26 protein-coding genes are annotated in these 24,451 nt (G+C 35.0%); 7 read left to right on the top strand and 19 right to left on the bottom strand.

The window, feature by feature from the left end; all coding sequences use genetic code 11:
* Window positions 1-115 precede the first annotated feature (115 nt).
* Window positions 116-787 (bottom strand): hypothetical protein, encoded by a 672-nt coding sequence (locus tag K7G76_RS03245; protein ID WP_223032766.1) that lies wholly within the window; start codon window positions 785-787, stop codon window positions 116-118.
* A gap of 272 nt (window positions 788-1,059) precedes the next feature.
* On the opposite strand from K7G76_RS03245, the gene K7G76_RS03240 reads away from it, so the two are divergent.
* Window positions 1,060-1,389 (top strand): hypothetical protein, encoded by a 330-nt coding sequence (locus K7G76_RS03240; RefSeq protein WP_223032765.1) that lies wholly within the window; start codon window positions 1,060-1,062, stop codon window positions 1,387-1,389.
* Here the strand turns inward: K7G76_RS03240 and ypfJ are convergent.
* Both ypfJ and K7G76_RS03230 read right to left on the bottom strand, forming a co-directional pair.
* A complete protein-coding gene (gene ypfJ, locus K7G76_RS03235) occupies window positions 1,370-2,269 on the bottom strand; it encodes a KPN_02809 family neutral zinc metallopeptidase (RefSeq protein WP_223032764.1) in 900 nt (299 codons plus the stop codon). The two genes, K7G76_RS03240 and ypfJ, sit on opposite strands and share 20 nt — an antisense overlap.
* A gap of 78 nt (window positions 2,270-2,347) precedes the next feature.
* Entirely contained in the window at window positions 2,348-2,716 is a 369-nt protein-coding gene (locus K7G76_RS03230; RefSeq protein WP_223032763.1) for a YrdB family protein, read from the bottom strand.
* Window positions 2,717-2,810: 94 nt separating this feature from the next.
* On the opposite strand from K7G76_RS03230, the gene K7G76_RS03225 reads away from it, so the two are divergent.
* Complete coding sequence (locus K7G76_RS03225; protein WP_223032762.1) at window positions 2,811-4,244, top strand: mannosyltransferase; 1,434 nt, start codon at window positions 2,811-2,813, stop codon at window positions 4,242-4,244.
* Window positions 4,234-5,058, top strand: coding sequence for an alpha/beta hydrolase (locus K7G76_RS03220; RefSeq protein ID WP_223032761.1), 825 nt, complete (start codon window positions 4,234-4,236; stop codon window positions 5,056-5,058). The genes K7G76_RS03225 and K7G76_RS03220 overlap by 11 nt, the downstream gene beginning before the upstream one ends.
* An 84-nt stretch (window positions 5,059-5,142) precedes the next feature.
* Here K7G76_RS03220 and K7G76_RS03215 read toward each other — a convergent pair whose 3' ends face one another.
* Genes K7G76_RS03215 through K7G76_RS03185 form a run of 7 tightly spaced genes read right to left on the bottom strand, consistent with a single transcriptional unit; the run spans window position 5,143 to window position 10,220 of the window.
* Window positions 5,143-5,922, bottom strand: a complete 780-nt coding sequence (locus K7G76_RS03215; protein ID WP_223032760.1) for an RMD1 family protein — start codon at window positions 5,920-5,922, stop codon at window positions 5,143-5,145.
* A 5-nt stretch (window positions 5,923-5,927) separates the two neighbouring features.
* Window positions 5,928-6,341 carry a VOC family protein gene (locus tag K7G76_RS03210; protein WP_223032759.1) on the bottom strand — a complete coding sequence of 138 codons (414 nt, stop codon included), beginning with the start codon at window positions 6,339-6,341 and terminating at the stop codon, window positions 5,928-5,930.
* 11 nt (window positions 6,342-6,352) lie between these two features.
* The gene (locus K7G76_RS03205; RefSeq protein ID WP_223032758.1) at window positions 6,353-6,583 is read right to left on the bottom strand and encodes a hypothetical protein; all 231 of its coding nucleotides are present in this window, start codon (window positions 6,581-6,583) and stop codon (window positions 6,353-6,355) included.
* A gap of 12 nt (window positions 6,584-6,595) precedes the next feature.
* Window positions 6,596-6,928: a hypothetical protein gene (locus tag K7G76_RS03200; RefSeq protein WP_223032757.1), complete on the bottom strand. Its 333-nt coding sequence runs from the start codon at window positions 6,926-6,928 to the stop codon at window positions 6,596-6,598.
* 2 nt (window positions 6,929-6,930) lie between these two features.
* Window positions 6,931-7,905 (bottom strand): deoxyhypusine synthase family protein, encoded by a 975-nt coding sequence (locus K7G76_RS03195; RefSeq protein WP_223032756.1) that lies wholly within the window; start codon window positions 7,903-7,905, stop codon window positions 6,931-6,933.
* A complete protein-coding gene (gene speB / locus K7G76_RS03190; protein WP_223032755.1) occupies window positions 7,895-8,830 on the bottom strand; it encodes an agmatinase in 936 nt (311 codons plus the stop codon). The genes K7G76_RS03195 and speB overlap by 11 nt, the downstream gene beginning before the upstream one ends.
* Window positions 8,823-10,220, bottom strand: coding sequence for an arginine decarboxylase (locus K7G76_RS03185; protein WP_223032754.1), 1,398 nt, complete (start codon window positions 10,218-10,220; stop codon window positions 8,823-8,825). The genes speB and K7G76_RS03185 overlap by 8 nt, the downstream gene beginning before the upstream one ends.
* 485 nt (window positions 10,221-10,705) lie before the next feature.
* Between K7G76_RS03185 and K7G76_RS03180 the strand changes: the two genes are divergently transcribed.
* Genes K7G76_RS03180 through K7G76_RS03170 form a run of 3 tightly spaced genes read left to right on the top strand, consistent with a single transcriptional unit; the run spans window position 10,706 to window position 12,613 of the window.
* Window positions 10,706-11,203 (top strand): carboxypeptidase-like regulatory domain-containing protein, encoded by a 498-nt coding sequence (locus K7G76_RS03180; protein WP_223032753.1) that lies wholly within the window; start codon window positions 10,706-10,708, stop codon window positions 11,201-11,203.
* A 22-nt stretch (window positions 11,204-11,225) separates the two neighbouring features.
* The gene (locus tag K7G76_RS03175; protein WP_255572909.1) at window positions 11,226-12,239 is read left to right on the top strand and encodes a transglutaminase domain-containing protein; all 1,014 of its coding nucleotides are present in this window, start codon (window positions 11,226-11,228) and stop codon (window positions 12,237-12,239) included.
* A 5-nt stretch (window positions 12,240-12,244) separates the two neighbouring features.
* Entirely contained in the window at window positions 12,245-12,613 is a 369-nt protein-coding gene (locus K7G76_RS03170; protein WP_223032752.1) for a hypothetical protein, read from the top strand.
* 4 nt (window positions 12,614-12,617) lie between these two features.
* Here K7G76_RS03170 and K7G76_RS03165 read toward each other — a convergent pair whose 3' ends face one another.
* From K7G76_RS03165 to K7G76_RS03135, 7 genes are all read right to left on the bottom strand, one after another.
* Window positions 12,618-13,493 (bottom strand): pseudouridine synthase, encoded by an 876-nt coding sequence (locus tag K7G76_RS03165; protein ID WP_223032751.1) that lies wholly within the window; start codon window positions 13,491-13,493, stop codon window positions 12,618-12,620.
* A gap of 76 nt (window positions 13,494-13,569) precedes the next feature.
* A complete protein-coding gene (locus K7G76_RS03160; RefSeq protein ID WP_223032750.1) occupies window positions 13,570-14,484 on the bottom strand; it encodes a geranylgeranylglycerol-phosphate geranylgeranyltransferase in 915 nt (304 codons plus the stop codon).
* 10 nt (window positions 14,485-14,494) lie between these two features.
* Window positions 14,495-15,424 carry a mevalonate kinase family protein gene (locus tag K7G76_RS03155; protein ID WP_223032749.1) on the bottom strand — a complete coding sequence of 310 codons (930 nt, stop codon included), beginning with the start codon at window positions 15,422-15,424 and terminating at the stop codon, window positions 14,495-14,497.
* 34 nt (window positions 15,425-15,458) lie between these two features.
* Complete coding sequence (gene mvaD / locus K7G76_RS03150) at window positions 15,459-16,562, bottom strand: diphosphomevalonate decarboxylase (protein WP_223032748.1); 1,104 nt, start codon at window positions 16,560-16,562, stop codon at window positions 15,459-15,461.
* Window positions 16,563-16,569: 7 nt separating this feature from the next.
* Window positions 16,570-17,103 carry a DUF1697 domain-containing protein gene (locus K7G76_RS03145; protein WP_223032747.1) on the bottom strand — a complete coding sequence of 178 codons (534 nt, stop codon included), beginning with the start codon at window positions 17,101-17,103 and terminating at the stop codon, window positions 16,570-16,572.
* A complete protein-coding gene (locus K7G76_RS03140) occupies window positions 17,100-18,314 on the bottom strand; it encodes a BaiN/RdsA family NAD(P)/FAD-dependent oxidoreductase (RefSeq protein WP_223032746.1) in 1,215 nt (404 codons plus the stop codon). The genes K7G76_RS03145 and K7G76_RS03140 overlap by 4 nt, the downstream gene beginning before the upstream one ends.
* Window positions 18,311-19,000 carry a glycerophosphodiester phosphodiesterase gene (locus K7G76_RS03135; protein ID WP_255572908.1) on the bottom strand — a complete coding sequence of 230 codons (690 nt, stop codon included), beginning with the start codon at window positions 18,998-19,000 and terminating at the stop codon, window positions 18,311-18,313. The genes K7G76_RS03140 and K7G76_RS03135 overlap by 4 nt, the downstream gene beginning before the upstream one ends.
* 41 nt (window positions 19,001-19,041) lie before the next feature.
* On the opposite strand from K7G76_RS03135, the gene K7G76_RS03130 reads away from it, so the two are divergent.
* Complete coding sequence (locus tag K7G76_RS03130; protein WP_223032745.1) at window positions 19,042-19,869, top strand: SdiA-regulated domain-containing protein; 828 nt, start codon at window positions 19,042-19,044, stop codon at window positions 19,867-19,869.
* Window positions 19,870-19,871: 2 nt separating this feature from the next.
* Here the strand turns inward: K7G76_RS03130 and K7G76_RS03125 are convergent, their stop codons facing one another.
* Both K7G76_RS03125 and K7G76_RS03120 read right to left on the bottom strand, forming a co-directional pair.
* Entirely contained in the window at window positions 19,872-20,738 is an 867-nt protein-coding gene (locus K7G76_RS03125; RefSeq protein ID WP_223032744.1) for an acyl-CoA thioesterase, read from the bottom strand.
* A gap of 6 nt (window positions 20,739-20,744) precedes the next feature.
* Window positions 20,745-24,440 carry a metallophosphoesterase gene (locus tag K7G76_RS03120; protein WP_223032743.1) on the bottom strand — a complete coding sequence of 1,232 codons (3,696 nt, stop codon included), beginning with the start codon at window positions 24,438-24,440 and terminating at the stop codon, window positions 20,745-20,747.
* Window positions 24,441-24,451: the final 11 nt, after the last annotated feature.

Here is a 24,451-nt window from a genome sequence, read left to right as displayed (position 1 = left end):
TAATTCCGAGTGGATCCGCTTGAGCCTGCCCTGAGCTTGTCGAAGGGTAGTCGAATCTGCCGACACTAGCGCAGCGACTGGCGAAGCACATGTAGTTATATATTGTTAGCATACGTTATTTTTGGTTCATTATTCTTACGAATGTTTCGTGTAAATAAATTCGCCTCAATTCATTTTCTCTTTTTTTATTATAAATCAGAATTTCAAATTCAGTTTCTGGGTTTAGTTCTTTTAAAGGTCCAGCAAACATTTCCTTTTCCACTTTAGCAATGGTGTCCAAATAGTTCGTTTTGGCAGATATTATTAAGTTTCCGATTATTTGTTTTGCTTGGTTAATAGTTTCATTTTCGGAATTTTGAAAATAACCATAACTTTCTATTTTAAAATTCTCTTTACTGTAATCATATGTAAATCCATAAATACTGTCTTTTGCAAAAACTGCTCCTTTATTTACATAATTTCCCTCAAAATTTATATTCCTTGAGCGCTGTTCGATGAAGCTCAAAGAGTCTAATTCGGCAATATTAATCTTTAAACTATTTAAAATTTTAGATATTCTTTCCGCTCTCTTATTCAGATTCTCTTTTGCTTGGAAGAGCAATTCCTGTTCAGGACTTCTTCCACTTTCAAGTTTGTATACAATTGTTGTGTCAATATATTTTTTCACATAATTTTCGTCCTCGTATACTTTCCAATCGTTTTCAAACCGTCCAGTATAAAGTTCTTTAATACTCTGTCCATTTGCAAAAGCACAGATAAATATTAATATAAACGGGATTTTTTTCATAATGTATGCTAACGTATGTATAACACGACAGGAATGTTATATCCATTATATATACTCCATGAGGTATGCTTTTGCACCCATAGAGATGCATAACATTACCATTACGGTTATATAACCACCCAAATCTAACTATTTTTAACCAGTCTCCCTATACGTACTGGTACGTAATTTTTTTCATACAAAAAATTATGTTCATTGTAATTTTAGGACAGGTCTTCTCTATAGATATCCTATGGCTTCCCTATGGCTTAAGTATGGCTTAAGTATGGCTAGTGTATGCAAAAGGCATACAAACCAAAACAGCAAAAAATGGTAAAAATGGCACAAACAACAGCAAACCGTTTAGGCACAACCTGCTTTTAGCTGTTCAAAATGTTAGAGCAATAACTACCCTTTGTCATGCTGAACCTGTCGAAGCACCTCCTGGTCCCGTAGATGTCCCGTACATAAGCCGTACAAACGTATTATCTGTTAGGTGTAGCCTAAAGCAGGTTCACCCGTGTTTCCTTAAGGGGTTCTTCAGGGATACTTCAGGTCTGCTTCGGGGCAGTTTAAAACCAATAAGCCCAAATTATAAGAACACTACAAGGGGTTGGCACTAAAGGTATCGCCTTGGGACAAATCGCCGGTTTCAAAACCTTTTCTAAACCAGCGCATACGCTGTTCGGAAGTGCCATGTGTAAACGAATCGGGAACCACACGCCCAGAAGCATTTTTTTGTAGGCGGTCGTCACCTATGGCATTAGCAGCGTTCATAGCCTCGGCCAAATCACCAGTTTCCATCATTTGAGACATACGCTGTGAATGGTGCGCCCAAACACCGGCCAGAAAATCAGCTTGTAATTCCAAACGCACCGAATACTTATTAAATTCGGTTTTACTTAACTGCCCGCGCAACTGCTGCATTTTATCGGTTATACCCATAATCTTTTGAATGTGGTGGCCCACTTCATGCGCAATAACATAGGCTTGGGCAAAATCGCCAGGCGCGTTTAATTTCCGTTCCATATCATCAAAAAAGCCTAAATCAATATACAGTTTTTCATCGCCAGGGCAATAAAACGGACCCGTTGCACTAGAGGCATGCCCACAGGCTGACGATACCGAATTGGTAAACAGTACCAATGTGGGTTCGCGATAATTATCCAACAACTGATTCCATACATCTTCGGTGTTAGCCAAAATGGTAGCGCTAAACGCGGCCAATTCATTTTCCTTGGCTGTACCTTGATAAGGCGATACGGTTTCGGTTTGCTGTGATCCGCCAGAGAAAAACTGGCTGATGATATGCAAGGGGTTATTTCCCGTTAATAATGATATTACTAAAAATATACCAACAATTATTAAGCCCGTTTTTGAGAACAACAACCGAATTAAAGGCCCTAAAATCATGGGATTAAAACCACCGACTCCCGAACCTGAACTGCGTTGTCCACGACGGTCTTCAACATTAGAACTTTTGCGCTTACCTTTCCATTTCATAATGAATTGATTGTTAGATTTATTGATGTTTCAATGTACTCATAATTTCAAAACTTATAAAGCCTTCTGAATAAATAATTACGCCTTCAAAAGCCATGTTACACGGTCATACGATATAACGTAATGGAATAAGGTTACAGCACCAAAAACTAAAGCGGTATTGTACCACGCCATATCATAAAGTGCCCATACGGCAAAGCCAAAAACACTCAATTCCATAAGTAACCGCACTACACCATTAGTGGGCACAGGGGCTTTACCCGATCTACTAGGATCGTTTGACACTGCAAAAACACCCCAAACCACCATAACTAAAATGGGAACACCAAACGCCAAAAGATAACCAAGCCAATCGTCATTTAGCCTCCAAAACCAAATACCCGTAGCAAGAATGGCAACAATTTCTAATAAAAACCGTAAAATAAGATTAATAGGATGTGAGCCCATGTCATATCATTTTTCTTGTGTTCACTAAAATAACAATTAAAAGTTCTCGTACCCTTTTTGTTCCATTAAAAAACGGAATTAGGTATATTTAACCATGCTAAAAAGCGCAGTCTTTATTCGCCATAGAATTCCGTTTCTATTCGCCCTTACAAGCTTGCTATTTTATATAGTATTTGCTTACGATGTAATACGTACCGACTATATAAAACTTGTAACGCTTTATGTGGGATTATTTGTCCTGTTTTATAAACTGGTTCAGTTTTTAAAGCATGACATCAAGTTGTTAACTGACTTGGCTTTTCTGTTTCGGGCGGTGTTTATTTTAGCCATTCCCAACCTATCGCAGGACTTTTACCGCTTTATTTGGGATGGCCGAATGATTTTAGAAGGCTATAATCCGTATGTGTACACCCCTGAATCTTTTGTGTTAAATAACATACTGCCCATTTTTCAGGCCCAAGAATTGTATGATGGTATGGGTAGTTTAAGTGCTGGGCATTTCACGAATTATCCGCCAATTAACCAATTATGTTTTGTATTGGCTGGGTGGTTTGCTGGGAAGAGTATTTTAGGGTCTGTAATCGTCATGCGCTTGCTTATCATTGCAGCTGATTTGGGCACACTGTACTTTGGCAAAAAGTTATTAAAAAAACTGAATCTACCTGTACATCACATCTTTTGGTACATTCTAAATCCGTTTATAATTATTGAGCTTACGGGAAATCTACATTTTGAAGGTGTGATGATTTTCTTTTTGGTCTGGAGTCTGTATTTGCTTTATAACAACAAGTGGCAATGGGCTGCAGTATTATTCGCCTGTTCGGTTTCAGTAAAACTAATTCCTTTAATCTTCCTACCGTTGTTCTTCAAATGGTTCACCTCTAAACCAGAGCCTGTCATTTCGAGCGAAGTCGAGAAATCTCAAAACAATATGTCCGTCATTGCGAGCGAAGCGAAGCAATCTCTAATTACAAAAGGACTAACAAAACTAATTGGTTTTTATTCAATTGTACTCCTATTAACGATCCTATCTTTCCTACCATTCTACAGCCATCAATTTGTTACCAACTACACAAAAACTGTAGGCCTATGGTTTCAAAACTTTGAGTTTAATGCCAGTTTTTATTATTTGTTTCGTGAAATAGGCTACAGCATTTCAGGTTACAATCAAATAGCCAGTATTGGAAAACTGATGGCTTTTACAGTATTTTGCGGCGTAATAGCTATAGCCTTTTTTAAAAAAAACCATAGGTTGCAACACCTTATTGCAAGTATGCTTCTAGCTTTAACCCTGTACTTATTTTTGTCCACAACCGTACATCCATGGTATTTGGCTACGCTAGTATTTCTCTCCATTTTCACAAATTACAAGTTCCCTTTAGTTTGGAGTTTCATGGTTATTTTTAGCTACCTAGCCTACACCAATACCAATAACACTGAAAATCTGTGGGTTATTACATTTGAATATGTGGTAGTAATTGCTGTATTTTTGTTCGACCTGAAAAAAACAAAAGCAATTGAAAATTAATTTCCCAAAACTTTTTAGACGATTACTACGCGTAGTTTTTACGTTGATACTGTTGTATCTGTTGTCGCTAGTATTTGTTTACTTTAAACAGGAGCGCTTTTTTTTCAACCCGAAACATTTAGAAAAAGATTACGTTTTTAAGTTTACAGAACGTTTTGAAGAACTCGATATTCCCGTTACTGAAGATATTAAATTAAACGCCTTACTTTTTAAAACGCAACAAGCCAGAAAGGGTATCATTGTCTATTACCATGGTAATGCCGGAGCCATACATGAGTGGGGAAAACGCGCACCACTGTATTTGGATAACGGCTATGACATTCTGTTTTTTGACTATAGAAATTATGGTAAAAGCGACGGTGAATATTGCAACAGCGAACAGCTTTTAAGCGACTCTAATAAAGTGTATCAATTTATTAAGCAACGTTATAACGAAGAAAACATTATTGTCTTGGGGTATTCGTTAGGGTCGGGCTTGGCAACTTATGTGGCTTCAAAAAACAAGCCAAAAATGCTCATTTTAAATGCACCGTATTATTCCTGGAAAACCTTGATCGCCGATGAAATTGCTCCTCCTATTCCACAATATTTACTGAAGTACGATATTCCAACCTATCAATTTATACAAGATGTATCCTGCCCCATACATGTTTACTATGGCACCCGCGATTTTTTAATTCACCCAGAAACCAATGCCAAAAAATTGCAAGCTATTAAATCAGACAGTATAAGTCTGCACCCTATTACAGATGGCGGACATAATGGCTTGCACATAACCAAACAATACTACGACGAACTAAAGAAAATTCTGTAGTTGTTGTCATGCCTTTATGTGAACATTGAGGTGTCACATTGAGCCTGTCGAAATGCTCTCGAAATGTACACCGTTGGAATTGAATTAAAAAAACAATTTAGCAATAAACAAGTCGACAACCTCTACTAGAATTAAGATTATGATTATCCATTCCAACTTACTACTCTCCTTGTGGTCCATAATATCTTTAAAAAGCTCTAAATTCTCTTTAATAATATCAATTCTATCGTGAATTAAATGATAGCGATCTTTTAAATCAAAGGTCTGTTTTAAATCGGCATTCAGTTTATTAAGCTGTTCATCTTCCCAAGTAATATCTGGGGAATCAAAAATATACAGGTTTTCAGAAATCTTGTTTTTTATGTTTAGAATCTTCCCTATAAAGCGCTTTAGCTTATTTCCTGAAATATCCAACTTCCCCTTTTGCTCTAAAAATAGAGTATGTTCATTGGTTTCTATTAACAAATCTTCTGTGACTTCAGAATACCTATTTAAGGCAACAGATTGTGAAGCATTGAGCATGACCAATCGAATCATTTCTGAATTGACTTCGGGCAGTATCACCTTTTCAAAGGTAACGGTCATAATATTTGAAACAATTTCAACCTGAATGTCTTCAGCGTTTTTTTCTGAAATGTAATTTTTACAAAATGGTTGTATATCTTTTAAAACCGCTTCAATTTCATCTGGCGACAAGTTAAAAAAGCTCACCATACCATAATGGAATACATAAAGATATTGATCATCAGACTTTTTAAAATAGAGTTCATCACTATCCTGAAACAACAATTGCCAATGCAACTGCTCTCTAATTTGCCTGATGTTGATAGTGTCTGCTACTTGGTAAGCAACGACATTATACATTGTGTTTATGATTTGAATATTTCGTTTGGTTTTTTAAAGCATTTAAACTCCAACATATAATCGTTGGGATCTTTTATAAAGAAAGACGTATGCTGACCTAATTTACCGTCTAAAAAGGTTGTTTTAGTCACCAATTCCAAATCAGCATCCTTAAATGTATTGTAGATATCCTTCCATGAAATACTATCTACAATTAGACCAAAATGGAACGACGGCAATATACGTCCTTCAAAAACATAGTTAGGATTATTAAAGTTGAATTTCCCGGCTTTAATAAACGTTATTTGATGACCAAAAAGGTTAACATCAATCCAGTTTTGAGTATGTCTGCCCAAGGTGGCGCCAATACTGTTAACATAAAAGTTTTTTGTGTCCTTAATACTTAAACAGGGTAAAGACATGTGAAAAGATGTATCCATAATAAACAGATTTAGATAGGTTTTAAACTTTCAATTCTATAAATAACCAGATCGTCATCATCATCTTCATAAAGTTCCACAAAAGACACTTTAAATTCTTGGTCAATTAAACTTTTATCATGCTTTAGGTCGAATTGTTTTAGAACACGTGGGTGCACTTCCTCAAAAACCAATTCTTCTCCATTTTCAAACCAGAACGTAAAATAACCGTTCTTGTAAGACTTAAAAACAGCTGTTCTCATGTTTAGGATAAATTAATCATCGTCATCTTCAGAAACATCCTCATCCTCGACTTCTAGATCTGGATCTTGAACAGCATCTGGATCATTACCTTCATAATCTTCATAATCATCCTCATCGTAGTTTTCCATGGTAGTAGCCAACTTGGTGCTTACTTTTACCAAATATTTGGTATCACTTGTAGTTACTTCAACAGCATCTACAATTTCGTTTTTTGCGTTTCTAAAACTAATAACATTATCGTCATCATAGCCATCGGGATATTTTTCTACCAATAAGGCCAAAATGTCTGGTGTTAACTTTTTAAAATCAACAATTACACGTTTTAGATTGTCTTTTTTGTTCATAATTATAGGTCTAATAAATAAGCAAATATAAGAGGCGCTACAATAGTCGCATCACTTTCTATTATAAATTTTGGTGTGTCAATATCTAATTTTCCCCATGTTATTTTTTCATTGGGCACAGCTCCTGAATACGAACCATAACTGGTCGTTGAATCGCTAATTTGGCAGAAATAACTCCAGAAAGGCGTATCGGTACGTTCCATATCTTGATACAACATAGGCACCACACAAATTGGGAAATCGCCAGCAATACCACCTCCTATTTGGAAGAACCCAATACCGTTTTCAGAATTATCGGTATACCAATCGGCTAAAAAGGTCATATACTCAATACCCGATTTCATGGTACTGGCTTGCAATTCACCTTTAAGCACATAGCTTGCAAAAATATTGCCCATGGTGCTGTCTTCCCATCCTGGGCAAACTATTGGCAAATTCTTTTCGGCTGCTGCATACATCCAAGAGTCTTTCAAATCAATTTCATAGTATTCTTCCAATACTCCTGACAATAAAAGTTTGTACATATATTCATGTGGCAAATAGCGTTCGCCATTGGCTTCGGCTTCTTTCCAAATTTTCACGATATGCTCTTGAATTCTTCTAAAAGCTTCTTCTTCTGGAATGCAAGTATCGGTTACGCGGTTTAAGCCTTTTTCCAACAAATCCCATTCTTCCTGTGGTGTTAAATCGCGATAATTAGGTACACGTTTGTAATGGGAGTGGGCCACCAAATTCATGATATCTTCTTCTAAATTGGCGCCAGTACAAGATACAATATGCACTTTATCCTGACGTATCATTTCGGCAAAAATCTTACCCAATTCGGCCGTACTCATAGCGCCCGCCAAAGACACTAACATTTTGGCGCCAGAGCTTAATTGCGCTTCATATCCTTTTGCCGCATCAACTAACGCCGCAGCATTAAAGTGTAAATAATACTTTTCAATAAATTGGGATATGTGTCCTTTAGTTGTCATCGTCACTAAATTTAGAAAATTTATTAATACCTATTTTCGTTTCGTTAAAATTATTGTCAAAGTCATCTTCGGCTTCATCATGCATAAACTTGTACGACAGCATTTTGTAATACAATTTGGCTGCTAAAAAGTCTGAAGATTTCTCCTTTGGATTAGGGCATAATTCAACAATATCAAAACCTACAACATTCTTCTCCTCAAAAACCTGCTTTAAAAACTCTAAGGTTTCATACCACAACAAACCACCTGGCTCCGGTGTTCCTGTGCTCGGCAAAATTGAAGGATCAAAAGCATCCAGATCAATGGTTATGAATACATTATCTGTCATTAAATCGATGGCAGAATCCATCCAGGTATCATCAACAGCCATATCGTGGGCAAAAAAGGTTTTATCTTCATCCATTACCGTAGTTTCTGCAATATCCATACTTCGAATGCCAACTTGAATTAAATTGGCTGTCTGGCTAGCCTCATACAAAGCGCAAGCATGATTACATGTACTTCCTTGATATGTTTTGCGCAAATCGGCATGAGCATCCAATTGCAACACGGTTAAATTATCATAGCACTCATTAAAAGCGCGAATGGTTCCAATAGAAATAGAATGTTCTCCACCAAACGCTGTTACAAACTTATTGCGCTTAATGTACTTTTTTGTGGTTTCATGAACAGCTTCTACCATGTGTTCTGGTGAAGTATTTTCAGTTACTGGACTCGCTAAATAAACGCCTTGTTTATAAACTTCAGTTTGAGTTTCAATATCATAAAGCTCCATGTTTTCAGAAGCATTTAAAAAGGCATCAGGACCTTTATCTGCTCCTTTTTGCCAAGTGCTTGTGCCATCATAAGGCACTGGAATTAGTACAATTTTCGAATTGTCTAACTTGGAATATTCTTCAGATATTCCTGCATACGTTTTACTCATGGTAACCTAAAATTTTAAGTAAGTCTTCACTTTTTTGTTGTTCACTAAATAGTTTTGTGGTGATGTTTCCAGCATCATCCTTGTTAATTAATATATGCTTTGGCGACGGAATTAAGCAGTGTTGCAAGCCTCCAAATCCACCAATAGTTTCCTGATAAGCCCCTGTATTGAAGAAGCCAATATATAATGGTTTTTCCTTGTTGTATTTTGGTAAATAAATAGCATTCATGTGTTGTTCACTATTGTAATAATCATCACTATCACAAGTTAAACCTCCTAAAAGAACGCGCTCGTAACTATCATGCCAACGGTTTATGGGCAACATAATAAAACGCTTATTTATGGCCCAAGTGTCAGGCAATGTGGTAATAAAAGACGAGTTGATCATATTCCATTTTTCACGGTCGTTTTGTTGTTTTTGGTATAATACCTCATAAATGGCTCCACCACTTTCTCCAACGGTAAAACTTCCAAACTCGGTAAAGATATTAGGCACATCTACCTCTTCTTCTTCACACACCAGTTGAATTTGATTGATAATCTCATCAACCATATACTCATAATCAAACTCGAAAGCTAAAGAGTTTTTTATAGGAAAACCACCACCAATATTCAAACTATCCAAGGTTGGACAAATCTTTTTCAAGCTGGTGTAAACCTTTAAACATTTTGACAGCTCGTTCCAGTAATAAGCGTTATCGCGAATTCCTGTATTAATAAAAAAGTGCAACATTTTAAGCTCAACTTTTTTATTGTTCTGAATTTGGTTTTTATAAAAAGGTACAATGTTTTTGTAGCCTATACCCAAACGCGACGTGTAGAATTCAAATTTAGGCTCTTCTTCTGATGCTATGCGAATACCAACATTGAATTTGCCATTAATCTCTTCTGAAAGCAAATCGATTTCCTCGTAATTATCGATAATAGGAATGGCATTTTTATGACCATTATTAATAAGTCGAGCAATATTGGTAACGTATTGCGAACGCTTAAAACCATTACTAATTACATAGGTTTTATCGGTAATCTTGCCTTCAGCCTTTAGGCTTTCAACAATATCAATATCAAAAGCCGACGAGGTTTCAATATGAATATCGTTTTTTAAAGCCTCGTCCAAAACATGTTTAAAATGTGAACTCTTGGTACAATAGCAATAGTTATATTTTCCCTTGTATTTATGTTTTTTAATGGCATTACCAAACCATGTTTTTGCACGGTTGATGTTGTTTGAAATCTGCGGCAGATAAGTAAACTTTAAAGGAGCCCCATACTGTTCAACCAATTGCATTAGGTTAATGTCATGGAATTCCAATGTTTTATTTTCAAGTTTAAATTCATCTTGTGGAAAATCAAATGTTTGATTTACCAAGTCTATATATTTTGTATTCATTAATTGTTTGTTTGAAATTTAAAAGTATAACTGAAATAATAGTTCAGCATTAAGATATCATTAAATATCAAAAAATAATCAAACTTGAATTTGAGGATGTGTCGTAGGGATAAAGCCATACAAATGTTGGCTCATTACGATGTAGAAAGCGGAAGTTAGCTCTAAAATTCGGTTACTTAAACGATAAGCTGCTTTTGAATATGACTTCCTAATTTTCAAAAGCCCGAACATAAAAACAGGTTTCAATTTGTTCAGCTAATTACGTTGCAAATGTAATTTATTTTTTGACACACCAAACTTTTTGATGATTTTTTTAAAAAAATATTTAATCCTTGATTTTCAATGATTTCTAAACTAATTTTAATAGCTTTATTACTTGTCTGACTAACCAAAATGGTACATTCACTAATAAAAAACAATGGATTACTCAAACACGTTATTTTCTATTCTATAAAGAAAGTAGATTTGATAAAAATCTTATAATCATGAAAAAGCAAGTAACATTACCACAGAAACCCTCAAGTAAAAACAAGCTTGACACAAAGCGCAAGAACACACCAAAAACTAATTACCATTGGCCTTTTGACCTTGAGCCAAAACGCATAAAAAAATCTTTTGGGTTTGCCGTTCTACTTTTAATAACCGTTTTGGCTTCCCATTCTACACTAGCCCAGGTTAAGGTCAATCAAGGACTTTCCATTAGTGGAACAGTAACCGATAACGAAGGGCCTTTATTGGGTGTCAATATCATTCAAAAAGGTGCAGAAGTTGGAACCTCAACTGATAGCAAGGGCCAGTTTACATTTCCAAAGGCATTACAGCCCAACGATGTATTGGTTTTTACCTATTTAGGCTATGAAACTCAAGAAATCACAATAACTAATAATACCACACAGCTTGATGTTGTTTTGGTAATAGACTCTATTGCTATACGAGGTGCATTGGAAGTAGACACGCCATATAAATCTAAACGTACAGAATAAACATATTTAATAGCCTTGTTTTATGAACAGAATAAAACTTGTATTCATCCTCTTATTTGTAAGCCAATCTTACGCTCAAATTTCCGATTTCAAGGATATTGATTTCAAAAAAGCCGATAGCTTGGCAATGGCTTACAAAGAGGCTGAATTAACCAACTTACCGCTGTTGAGCAAAAAGCTTACAAGCAACTTAAAAACAGATGTTGAAAAATTTAGAGCTATTTATATGTGGGTCTGCACCAATATTGAAAACGATTTTAGCCTCTATTTAAAATATGAGCGTAAAAACAAACGCTTTCAAAATGATAGCCTGGAGTTTAACCTTTGGCAAACCGATTTTAAGAAAACGGTTTTTAAAACATTGGTTGAAGACCATAAAACAATCTGTACAGGTTATGCCTATTTGGTGAAAACTTTAGCCCATTGGGCTAATTTAGAATGTGAGTTGGTTCATGGCTATGGTAGAACCAGTACAACAGATATTGACCAGTTAAATGCACCTAATCATTCCTGGAATGCCGTAAAATTAAATAATAAGTGGTATTTATGCGACCCAACTTGGGCCAGTGGTAAACAAAATGCCGAAACGTTTAGGTTTTCCTTTCAGTATAACGATGGCTACTTTTTGGCCGAACCCAAACTATTTGCTGTAAATCATTTTCCAGCAGATGCCAAATGGCTGCTTCTAGATGAAAACCCACCTACATTTGCAGATTTTTTAAACGCGCCTGTAATTTATGGAAAAGCCTACACCAATTTAAAACGGCACAACGCACCACAATTTTTAAACAATACGGTTAAAAAGCATGAAACTGTAACTTTTGAATACGAACTTTTAAACGCCATTAACTGTGAAACCGTTAAACTTGTTATTAATAATGGGCGCAATAATAAAACCATTAGACCCAACTCCACAACACTAACCAACACCGCTCTGGTTTTGGAACACGAATTCACAACCACGGGTCTTTATGATGTACATGTACTTATTGGTGACGATTTAATTTCTACCTATACGTTTGAGGTAAAGGGTTGATATTTATGAAAAATAAACACGTAAAAATATCAATCATAATTCTAGCTGTATTGCTTTTGAGTAATTTATTTTCTGGATATATCAACTTATTTACAGATGGATTGTTCAAGACCAATCACTACCAAACTGAAAGCACTGAATTTGAATTTACAACAATGCCTTCAAAAGGTCGAGACATTGAAATGATGAAAAGAAATTTCGCTCACTTTAAAGATCAACATCCTGAATACAAGGATTTGCAATTGTTTCGAACTTTTAAACGAAATCCTATAAAATTTTGGAATTGGTATGCTTACTTGAGTGATGATATTTATCGATACGAATATATAGATAATACCGTATCCAACTCTAAAAAAGGTAAGTTCGGTATATAACTAATTACAACATCTTCAAAGTATTCACTTCCTGCTCGGTAAGATGTTTCCAATGGCCGCGTGGAATATCCTTTTTGGTTAAATGGGCAATGGCTACACAGTCTATTTTAATAATATCGTAATTAAAGTGCTCAAAAATAGTCCGGATAATGGTATTACCTGTATTTTTAATTTTTAAACCTATATGGTTTTTACTTTGGCCATCAATGTAGCTTATCTCTTCTACAGACACCAATTTGCCATCAATTTTAAAGCCGTCCTGTATACTTTTAAGGTCTTCAAATTTCAAGTTTTTATCTAATTCTACTTGAAACAAGCGCGGCACACCATTTTTAGAATTGGTAAACTTCTTTGCAACTGCATCGTCGTTAGTAAACAATATTAAACCTGTAGAATTTCTACCTAAACGTCCTATGGGTTTTATCCTAGCATTGGTAGCGTTAGCCACTAAATCCATAACGGTCCTGCCTTTACCTTCACTGGTTGTGGTTGCAAAGCCTTTAGGTTTGTTCAATAACACATAGGCTTTCTTTTCTGGGCTAATACGTCTACCATCGTAACGCACATCGTCATCCAACTTGACCTTATAACCCATTTCGGTTACCACATTACCATTAACCGTTACCAAACCAATAGCAATATGCTCATCGGCTTCACGACGTGAACAAATACCAGAATTGGCTATATATTTGTTTAATCTAACAGTATCGGAATCTTGAGTTTTTTGAGATGCACTTTTCTTTTTCATAGGTGCATTACCACGAGCTAGGCTTTTTCCACTCGGATTGCCTCCATCTCTACCCGACCTCACACCTTGGTTATGTCTTTGCCCTCTTCCTGAAGGTCTTTTCTTTCCGCCTGTTCCTTGCTTTCTGCTCATAGTTATTTCCCGTGAAAACGGAAATCTTTTAATTAATACTCAAATTCTGGTGCAAAGATATATGATAATTAGTTGCTTAACTAATTATTGGAATTTTATTCAAGATTACCGACACATCAATAAGTGGAATACTAGCAACACCGGCAATAATAATAAACTTCAAAATATTGTGAAGTGCCAAATAATGGGTTTTGGTAGTAGATTTCCATAATAAGAACTGAAAAACCACCAACAAAATAATACTGGCATAAAAGAAATACGACATTCTACCTACTTGAAATTTATAGATGAGCAAAAATGCAGGGATTAAAGTTAAAGCGCCTAAAACAGCCAACATGGTTTTAGAAACCTTTTCGCCATAAACTATGGGAATGGTATGATAATTTTGTGCCAAATCACCAGTAATATTCTCCAAGTCCTTTGTTAATTCACGCATAGAAATGATTAAAAACAAAAATAGGGCATGCACAAAAATTACAGGTTCAAAATTCTTGTAATAAATAAAAATGATAAAAAATGGTGTAATAGTTAAAACAGCCGAAGTTAGATTGCCAACAAAAGGCATCTTTTTCAGTTTATGGGAATAGAACCAAATAGCAAAAATGTAAACCGAAAAGAAAATAACAGCCCTAAAAGACACATAACTAGCCAAAACTACAGCTATAAAATTCAGTACAAAATAAAATGACAGTTTGGTATTTTGACTGACCAATCTATCCAACATCGATTTTTGTGGACGGTTTATCAAATCTTTTTCAGAATCGTAAAAATTATTAATGATATATCCTGCTGCAATAGTTGCCGAAGACGCTAAAACCAGCATAAACAAATTCACATCAAACAATACGGAACGTAAGGGTTTGTTATGTGCCAAAATAAAAATAGCAGCCAGGTATTGTGCTATAATTATGACAAGTATATTATAACCGCGCACAACAGAAAACATACTAAAAAACTTTAGTAAAATGTGCTTTTGCTTACGAGATAACATGTTGGAAACTTTAGAAGTTATAAACCACTTCTAATTTATGATTTTTAAGTGCTTCTTTCGCTCTTGCAATATCCTCGGTAAAGCCAAGAATATAACCTCCTCCGCCAGATCCGCAAAGTTTTAAGTAATAATCATTGGTTTCAATTCCCTTTTTCCATAGATCATGAAACTGTTGCGGAATCATAGGTTTAAAATGGCTTAAAACCACTTTTGATAGTTGCTTGGTATTTCTAAACAGCGATTTAACATCACCTTTAAGAAAATCATCCACACAGGCATCAGTATGTTTAATAAATTGATCTTTTAGCATATTGCGAAAACCTTCCTGCTTCATGTTTTCCATGAAAATACGTACCATTGGAGCTGTTTCTCCTACTATACCACTATCTAATAAAAACACAGCACCTTTGCCTTCGGTTTTTTGAGATGGAATTCCAGTAGCTTCAATATTATCTTTGGAATTGATTAGGATTGGAATACTCAAATAACTGTTTAAAGGGTCTAAACCTGAAGATTTACCATGGAAAAACGATTCCATTTCTGAAAAAACACTTTTAAGCTTTAATAGTTTTTCTCTAGTCAGATTTTCTAAAACCGTTATTTTATTAAAAGCATATTTATCATAAATAGCCGCAACCAAAGCACCACTACTTCCTACACCATAGCCTTGCGGTATCGACGAATCAAAATACATACCTTCTTCCAAATCCTTTCGCATGGATTCAATATCAAATGTTACTAATTCTGAATCTAATGTTTCTAGATAATCAGCAAAGCGTTTTAAGTTACTATTGGATTTTTTGGTGATTTCAGTATCTGTTTCAGAACCCTTTAAAGCACCATTGTAAAAGTTATAAGGAATAGATAATCCTTTAGAATCCTTGATGATACCATATTCACCAAAAAGCAGAATTTTAGAATAAAAAAGTGGTCCCTTCATAATTTAGAGCAATATCCTTTAACAAATATACGCATTAAAAATCTAATTGGTTTGCACCAAAACCAATTTCGTCGCAAATATATTCTCCATTTTTACAATATGCAACTAACTCGTTCTGAATAAATTCCAATATGTTTTTTGACTCTTGTTTGGGGTACAGCACATGTACATTGGCGCCTGCATCCAAAGTAAAGCCTATATGTAATCCTGATTTTTTTCTGAATGCCCATATTTTATTGATAATCTCCAAGGTATTGGGCTTCATTAAAATAAAATAAGGCATACTGGTCATCATCATGGCATGAAGTGTTAATGCTTCACTTTCAATAAGTGCAATAAAGGCATTTAAATCTCCCGATGCCAAAATTGATTTCATTTTAAGCATATTATCATGCGCCTGATTAAATCGGTTTTGAGCAAAAGGATGATTGTGCATGAGATTATGACCAACGGTACTGCTTACTTGTTTCTCTCCTTTATCAACCAACAAAATCGTGTCCTGGTACTGTTTATAATTATCATGAACTTCATAAGGGTATTTCACACCATATAAATCAGTACTACCAACAATACTTTTGGTTTTTCCCCAAACAATTACATCGCCTTCAATACTTCTACATGCCGAACCCGAACCCAAACGAGCTAAATATGATGCTTTTTTGTTGAAATAAGATTCCTCGACTGCGCTCGGAATGACATCGGAATTTGTCATTTTTTTTTCAATACTCATTAAACACAAGGCCAAAGCACTCATTCCCGAAGCTGAAGAGGCTATCCCAGAGCTATGTGGAAAGGTGTTTTGAGTTTCTATTTTGAAATGAAATAACCTTAAAAAAGGTAAATACGACTCAATACGCTCAAAGAATGTCTGGATTTTAGGTTTGAAATCATCTTTTCTTAAGCCATCCAAATACACTTCAAAAGAAAAATCAGTGGTGTCCTCTTTTGGAGTAAAAGTGACAGTTGTAATGGTTTTACAACTATTGAGTGTAAAACTGATAGATGGATTCTCTGGAATCTGATTTTTCTTTTTCCCCCAATATTTCACCAAAGCTATATTACTTGGAGATTCCCATGCAACTTTTCCTGATTGATTTGGAATCGTGTACGGTTTCGGAATAAAATCGTGTTCGGTCATGGTTCATTTAATCTTCGGACAAAGATAACAACTTTAGCATTGTGTTGTAGTTTCTAGCCGTTGCGAATGTTTGAAATTTACGTTCAAAAAAATTCACATTGAATTTTGCTTTACCCAATCCTTTCTCGTGAAAATAATAAATACAATCATTAATAATGTGATATTCTTCACCTTGATACACTTTTTGTGAGGCTTCAAGAATTGCTTCAGTAGATGGCTCATCATGCAACATCATGAAATAGCTGGCTACCTTTTTTTCTTCAGGAAAGGGTGAGTTGTCAAAAATACGCTGCAATTCGATTCTGGTTTTTGCTAAAACTAGCACTTCAAAACCAAAATTAGCCTGTATGACTTCTGATATGTGCTCTTCAAGGTTCAACTTATTGCTTTCTGAAGTCTGCAAAATCACATTGCCACTTTGAATATAGGTTTGCACATGTTTAAAACCTTCTTTATCAAGCAGAGCTTTCAATTCTGCCATAGGCACTTTTTTGTGACCGCCCACATTGATGCCTTTCAATAAAACGACGTATGTTTTCATGATGAAATAGATTTTGCAGCTATAAAAGCTCCTGTCCAAGCATTTTGAAAATTGAATCCGCCTGTTACCGCATCAATATTTAATACTTCTCCGGCAAAATACAAATTGGGGAACAGTTTACTTTCAAAAGTCTTAAAATTTATGTCCTTTAAATCCACACCTCCAGCAGTTACAAACTCATCTTTAAATGTACTCTTACCTGTAACGTGAAAAATAGCCTGGGTGAGTTGATTTGCCAATGCCTCCAATTGGTGTTTATTTAAATCTGCCCAACGCTCATTTTGATTAATATTTGAAGCTAGTACCAATTGCTGCCATAAACGCTTGGGCAAATCAAACTGCGTAGACTTTAAAACCTGTTTTTTCGCATAATCATGCTTATAAACCTTTAAATCATCTAAACACTTTTTAAATGTGAGACTAATAAAATTAACTTCAATATCAAATTGATAATTACGTTTTGCCAACTCAATAGCGCCAAAAGCCGATAGTTTCAGTATTGCAGGCGCACTCATGCCAACATGTGTTATAAGCAAAGGGCCTTCGCTGTACAAGCTTGTTCCAAGAACTTTTACACTAACCTGTTGAGCAACCACACCTGGAATATCTTTTATACGATTATCTTTAATATCAAACGTAAAAAGTGATGGGACAGGCTTACAAATCGTGTGCCCCAAATTTTCTAATAACTTCCAGAACTTAATGCTACTACCTGTTGCTATTAAGAGTTTTTTACAAGAAAAGTTTTCACCCTTTGTCTCCAATTCAAAACCTAAATAGTCTGTTGGAATTATTTTGGACACATTTTGACTGTAATAAACCTCAACATGATGCTTTCTAGCTTCATTTATAAAACAATCGATAATAGTTTTAGAACTATCGGTAATAGGAAACATGCGCCCATCATCTTCAATTTTGAGTTCGACACCTCGTTTTTCAAACCATTCAATGGTATCTCCAGTCATAAACTGATGAAACGGACCTAAAAGTTCTTTTTCTCCTCTTGGATAATTCAATACCAATTCCTGTGGAATAAACTCGGCATGGGTTACATTACAACGACCACCACCAGATATTTTAACTTTTTGAAGGCCTTCTTTTGCTTTTTCTAAAATAGTAACTTTTAAGTTTGGATTCCGTTCAGCTATGTTGATAGCTGCAAAAAAACCTGCAGCACCTCCTCCAATTATAATTATATCTGAATACTTCATAATCTATCAGGAAAATCGCTTATAATACCATTAACTTCATAGGCTTTCATTCGTGCAATGGTTTCCAAATCATTAACTGTCCAAACATTTACCCTATACCCATTTTCTTGAGCCATAGCAATATTATCACGAGTTACTAGTGCCACATTGGGATGAATAGTTTTGGCATTAATGGTTTTAGCAAGTTCAATGGCCTCCATAACATTGGCCTTCGTCAATACAGCGAGTTGAATACTTTTGTTTTGATTATAAACCGTTTCCAATTCATGATGCTGAAAACTTGACACCAAAAAGTCATCATAATCCCAACCTTTTTCAGAAATGTAATGTTGAATAATTTCAACCGTTTTTTTGGCTGTATGTTTTCCTTTTAATTCAATATTTATAAAACATTTTTTGTCAATCTCATCTAAAACTTCTTCTAAAGTAGGTATTTCAGAATCGTTATTAACCTTAAATTTTTTTAATTCAGATAACGTGTGTTTACCAACTTCGCCTGAACCATTGGTCATTCTATCTAAAGTAAAATCGTGAAAAACAACCAATTCACCAGACTTACAAAGATGTACATCTATTTCAATACCATCGACACCAAACCCCAAAGCTTTTTTTATAGATGCTATGGTATTTTCAGCTAGATGACCCATTGCTCCGCGATGACCTATTTTTAAAATTTTTGAATTCAACAGACCCAAATTATTAAGAGTGTTTAATAGTTTGTAAATTTATGCTAAAAATAACAGAGTTGAATTTAAATCTCAAAGCCAGCATCCTCCTCATTGTATTTTTAACCCTTTCCTGCGATAGTGGAAAGCTCAAAGTCCTAGCCGATTTACCAACCAGCTTACCAGAAATTAGTGCTGTAGAGAAATTTCCAAATTCTGATGTACTATGGGTGATTCAAGATGCTGGAAACAACAATCATGTTTACGGTTTAAATACTGATGGGAAAATTATTAGGGACATTACAATTACCAATGCGAAAAATGAGGATTGGGAAGACTTAACAATTGATAACGAAAATAATTTATACATCGGTGATTTTGGCAACAACGATGAAAAACGCAAACAGTTTGAAATATATAAAATAAACCCTTCTTCTGAAACGACAAAGGTAACTGCTGAAGTTATTTCATTTGAATTACCTAAAAAGCAAAAGCCAAAAGACTTTGAAGCGTTTGTGCTACACAATGGGTTTTTCTATATTTTTAGTAAAGAGACCAAAAAATTTATCACGCTTAAAGTACCCAACAAACCAGGTAAACACATCGCTGAAATTTTAGAAGAATTCAATTTAGAGGGCAAAAACAATCGTATAACATCTGCAGTAATCAGCTCAAATGGATTACATCTATATTTATTAAACCATGATAAAGTTTGGGAAGTTTCAAACTTTAATTGGGATGCTATTTTTAAAGGCACTATTAAATCCCATACGTTTAATCATGATTCGCAGAAAGAAGGTGTTTGCATAAAAAACTCAAATACACTTTATATTACCGATGAGTTCAAAAAAAATGAAGGCGGCAACTTATATGAATTCACATTGCAATAAACTTACTTATTAATTGGTCGCATTAAGCCTTCTTGAGCTACAGAAGCCACCAGCTTGCCATCCCTTGTAAAAATATTGCCCTTTGCAAAACCTCTTGCATTTGAAGAGTTAGGAGATTCTAAAGAAAATAACAGCCAATCTGAAAAATCAAAATCTCTGTAATACCACATGGAATGATCTAAACTAGCCGTTTGTGTATTCCCCCAATGCGCCTTACTGGCATGTGGCTGAAGAGCTACTGACAAAATATTATAATCGGATATATAAGTCAATATTTGTTGGCAAGTTGCCAAATTCAATTGATCCACATCTCCTTTTAACTTAAACCAAACATCCGAAACAGGTGGCAAATCCTTTTTCTCAAGCGGATTATTGATATGTGTTGGCTTAAACTCAACAGGTCTTGGTATTTCTAAAAATGTTTTTGTTTTTTTGGGTAAGAACTCTCCATAAGTATCAAGCATGTCGTCCCAACTCAATAACTCTTCAGGCTTTTTAATGTCTGGTTTCATTTTTATTTGATGCTCGTACCCTTTTTCAATTTTATGAAACGATGCTGACAAAATGAAAATAACTTTGTTATTCTGGCTTGCAGTAACACGACGCACCGAAAAACTGCCTCCATCTCGCATAGTATCAACTTGATATTGTATGGATAATTTTAAATCTCCCGCTTCTAAAAAATAAGCATGCATAGAGTGCAACACACGGTTATTTGTGATAGATCTATATGCTGCATTTAAGGCTTGAGCTAAAACCTGACCTCCGAAGACGGTGGGACTCCCAACAGTTTTACTTATCCCATTAAATTGATTGTCGCTTATTCTATCTAACTGAAGTATGTTTAATAAATCGTCTACTGAATTCATTTTTTCTTAAAAGTTTAATCCTAAAGCAAGAGCAAATCGCATGCCATCATTGCCATTAAATAACGAAGTGTTAATTGTAAATAGTTCTGCCGCCACAACAAAAACACCTCCACCATACGAGTTATGCCAAACGTTTGAAGTGTCATTGGACAGCCAAACCCGACCATAATCAAAACCACCATAAACTCCTAAATTAACAGGTAATAGTCCTGTTTTTAACTTACTAAAGATATATCGCAAATCTGTTAACTGATAATAGGCATGTTTCCCTGTAAAGCGTTGATTGCGATAACCCCTTAAACCATCGCTTGCTCCAATTGAAGCAGCCTGATAAAACTCATACGAATTGCCATAAGTAATATGCCCTTTTACTTTTGAAGCCAGCACAAGTTTCCCTTGGGCATCAAGCTTATAGTCAACACCAATGCTTGGAATAAAATATCCCATATTAGCATTTTTATCGATATTGTTAAGATAGCCCAGTTTAAAATCAGCCGTAAAGCCCAAAGATGGATAGGCCAAATTATCGGCATTCCTAAAATAATAGCTCAATTCTACTCCAAAGAAGTTATTGGTGTTTTCTATCTCATTCGAATCGTAAAAATCATTTATAAATCGTCCTTGAGTTTCTTCAACCTCAATGGATTGATAACTTAATTCTAATTTGGCTTCACTTCCTAATTCACCTTTTTTAATTAATGAAGGTGCAAACTTAATGGTACGTAATTTTACGCGATTATAATCTAAACTTAAATCCTGACCGTTAGTGTTTGGGTTTTCAGTTTCATTACCATATCCAAAGAAATTAATGGTATAGTTTGGGCTCGTAAAAACAGCTTCAAGACCTAAATTAAAACGTCCTATAACATTTGCAAACTCACCATTATATTTTAGGTCATAACCACTAGTTGCAAAGTAATAAGCTCCTGAAAAGGTATGTTGAGACGAGAACGGGTTACGCTCAAAACCATAGGCAGTATACGTGTCAAGAATCCCCAATTTTAGACCGTCATCTGGATTAAACCCTATTATTGGCAATATTTGATTGGTATTGTTTTTAAGTTTTAAATAATTATACACATTGGTTTCGTAATCGTCTATCAATTTTAAATTCCCCTTGTTTGTTTTTATTGTATTTGGTTTGGACTTAAAATCGTATACATGGATTTTCTTACCATTATGAATATCATAAACATCATTGTTTTGACCACCAATTAACCGAACATTAATGACACTATTTCCCTCACCTGAGACATAAAACACGTCATCATCATCTAAAGCATAAATCCAAATTTCTTTGGTATGTTTTTTATTATAGGTTCTTCTGTGGAAAATATCGGCTTTTTTATCGTCCTTAATTCTATATCCGACAACCTCTGTTTCTCCATTAGGTTTTCTAATAATATCAAACCAATCGTCTTTATCCGTTCCTTTTACCACGGCAAACTTATTTATCACATCAAAATATTCGTCTGCAAATTCTTCCAGATTATTTCTTCTGTGAATTAGCTTCTTCTTGATTAATTCAATAGACTCTTGATTAACCTCTTGTGGCATTTGATAGAAAGCCGACTCTATGACTTCATCTGTGAGATGAGATTTAATATATTCAATTTGTGTGTTCCATACTTTTTTATCGGCATCATTAATAAGAGCCATGTCCAAAGGATAAGGCGTGAAATTAAAAGCCTTGACATTACTAATACCGTAATCATAAGATTTTAACGGTTTTGATGCAGGAACTAATTTTACAGCTAATCCTAGCAGCAACCCATCAGACATAATTGAAAAAGCCTGATCGCGATCACGTGGAAAGGGTTTGTAAATTGTTTTTCCATCGACTTTAAACTCTGCCCAACGCCATTGGTCTTCATGCCTATCCCAATCACCAATTACCATATCGAATAATCTGGCTCTAATATATAGTTCTTCATCTACGTCAATATCTTCATCAGACCTTACCTCTTCAAGCATATCTTTGGTACTGATTAATTCGTTTGAATAACCAAAACTAGCTTTGTCTCCATGATTATCTCCTGCATGTTCCTCAATCATGTACAATTCGTCTCCAAAATCATCATTGTAAGGCTCTAATGCTTTTTGTTTTGGAACAAAATACAGTTTAGGGTTTGTATGATAAATATTTAAGGCATCAGATAAATAACCAACAACAAAAGGCGCATAAGGGTGGGCACCGCTAAACACATCAAGTATTAAATTCTGAGTATAGGTATCACTGAATTGGCCTTCAATGTACTGATCTTTGAATGCTGCAGCTTGTATATATTTTAATGCATCCTTTCGTAAACCGCGCATAACAAATTCCTGCCCTTGCTTGTTAGCCAATCGTAAAGAGTTAGATTGTTGGCCCCCACCTTTTCTTACCGGTATTAAACCTCCCATTAAGGTATCTAAATTAACAACTTGAACTTTTATGTTTTGACTATAATCAGCTCTATACCTACTACCCCAAAGCCATTTATAAAACCCCGACTTATCTGTTTCCTCTTTTGAATAAATAGATTTTTCTACAATTGGAGATTCAGGAATATTATAGGTTTCTATTTGTTGATTATTCAACGCCTTAAATACCTGTGTATTGAAAACTATCTCTTTATTTTTTGAATCGAAAAAAGTAACTGACGACGATCCATCTTTGTAAATGTCCAATCTAGCAAAACCATATTCGCCAAATGAAAACAAACCTCCACCACCATTATTTGTTGCTGATTTTTTTGACCCTGAACCACTAATAATTTGAACCAAATTATCTGTTTCCAAATATTGCAAGCTATGCTCATGACCAGAAGTAAAAATAACACGATCATTATATTGAGCTAAAGTTATAATACGTTTTCTAAATTCGTTATATCTTTCATTTTGAAAATCTTCCGGACTTACACCTGTTGTTTTTCGAAGTACGTTTTTAAGGGTTCCCAAAACTGGAATAGGCTTCATATGCTCCTTAAAAGAATATTTCCCTCCATGTGGCCCATTACTAAACATGGGATGGTGTATAGCTACTATAGTTGTTTTTCCACGTGCTTTTTTTATTCTGCTTTCAAATTCATCAAAAAAAGCTTCTCGAGTTTTAATCTGACATTCATCATTCATTGTTGGGTGATTATCCCAATTGGTTAAATACCATTTAGAATCTACTATTATTAGCTCGATATTATCTGAAATAGTTTTATGCTCGATAGGACAGCCGTGTTCAGGTAAAAAGGTATTTTTCCCTAAAGCATCATCAATATAATCCTCCTGCCTCTCTAATCCTTTCAGTCCATTTGAATACCAATCATGATTGCCTGGAATGAAAATGGTACTCCCTTTATAATTCTCAACCGTTTGTAATTGTGCATTTATATTGTGTTCAGCTTGAACACGGTTTTTATGTCCCTTTTTAGGGAGCCCTTTTTGGTAGATATTGTCACCCAAAAATATAGTAGTACTATTACTTGATGCCGTTTTGAGTACTTCTTCTAAATGTTTTAATGCTAAAGCTTGATCGTTAAGCGGGGAATAGCCCGCATCACCTATAAGATAAAATTGATGTTCAATAGGATTTAAATTATCAACACTAGAGACCTTTTTGTTTTCGTCAGCATATTGTGGCTTAAATGTCGCGCACGACAAAACCCATACAAATAATAGCAGACTATACGCTTTTTTAAAAAATGATCTCGATTTTTGCTTTATCATCTATATTTATT

This window comes from Hanstruepera marina (assembly GCF_019880635.1).
Taxonomy (GTDB): domain Bacteria; phylum Bacteroidota; class Bacteroidia; order Flavobacteriales; family Flavobacteriaceae; genus Hanstruepera; species Hanstruepera marina.
This window is presented reverse-complemented; position numbering and strand designations above follow the sequence as displayed.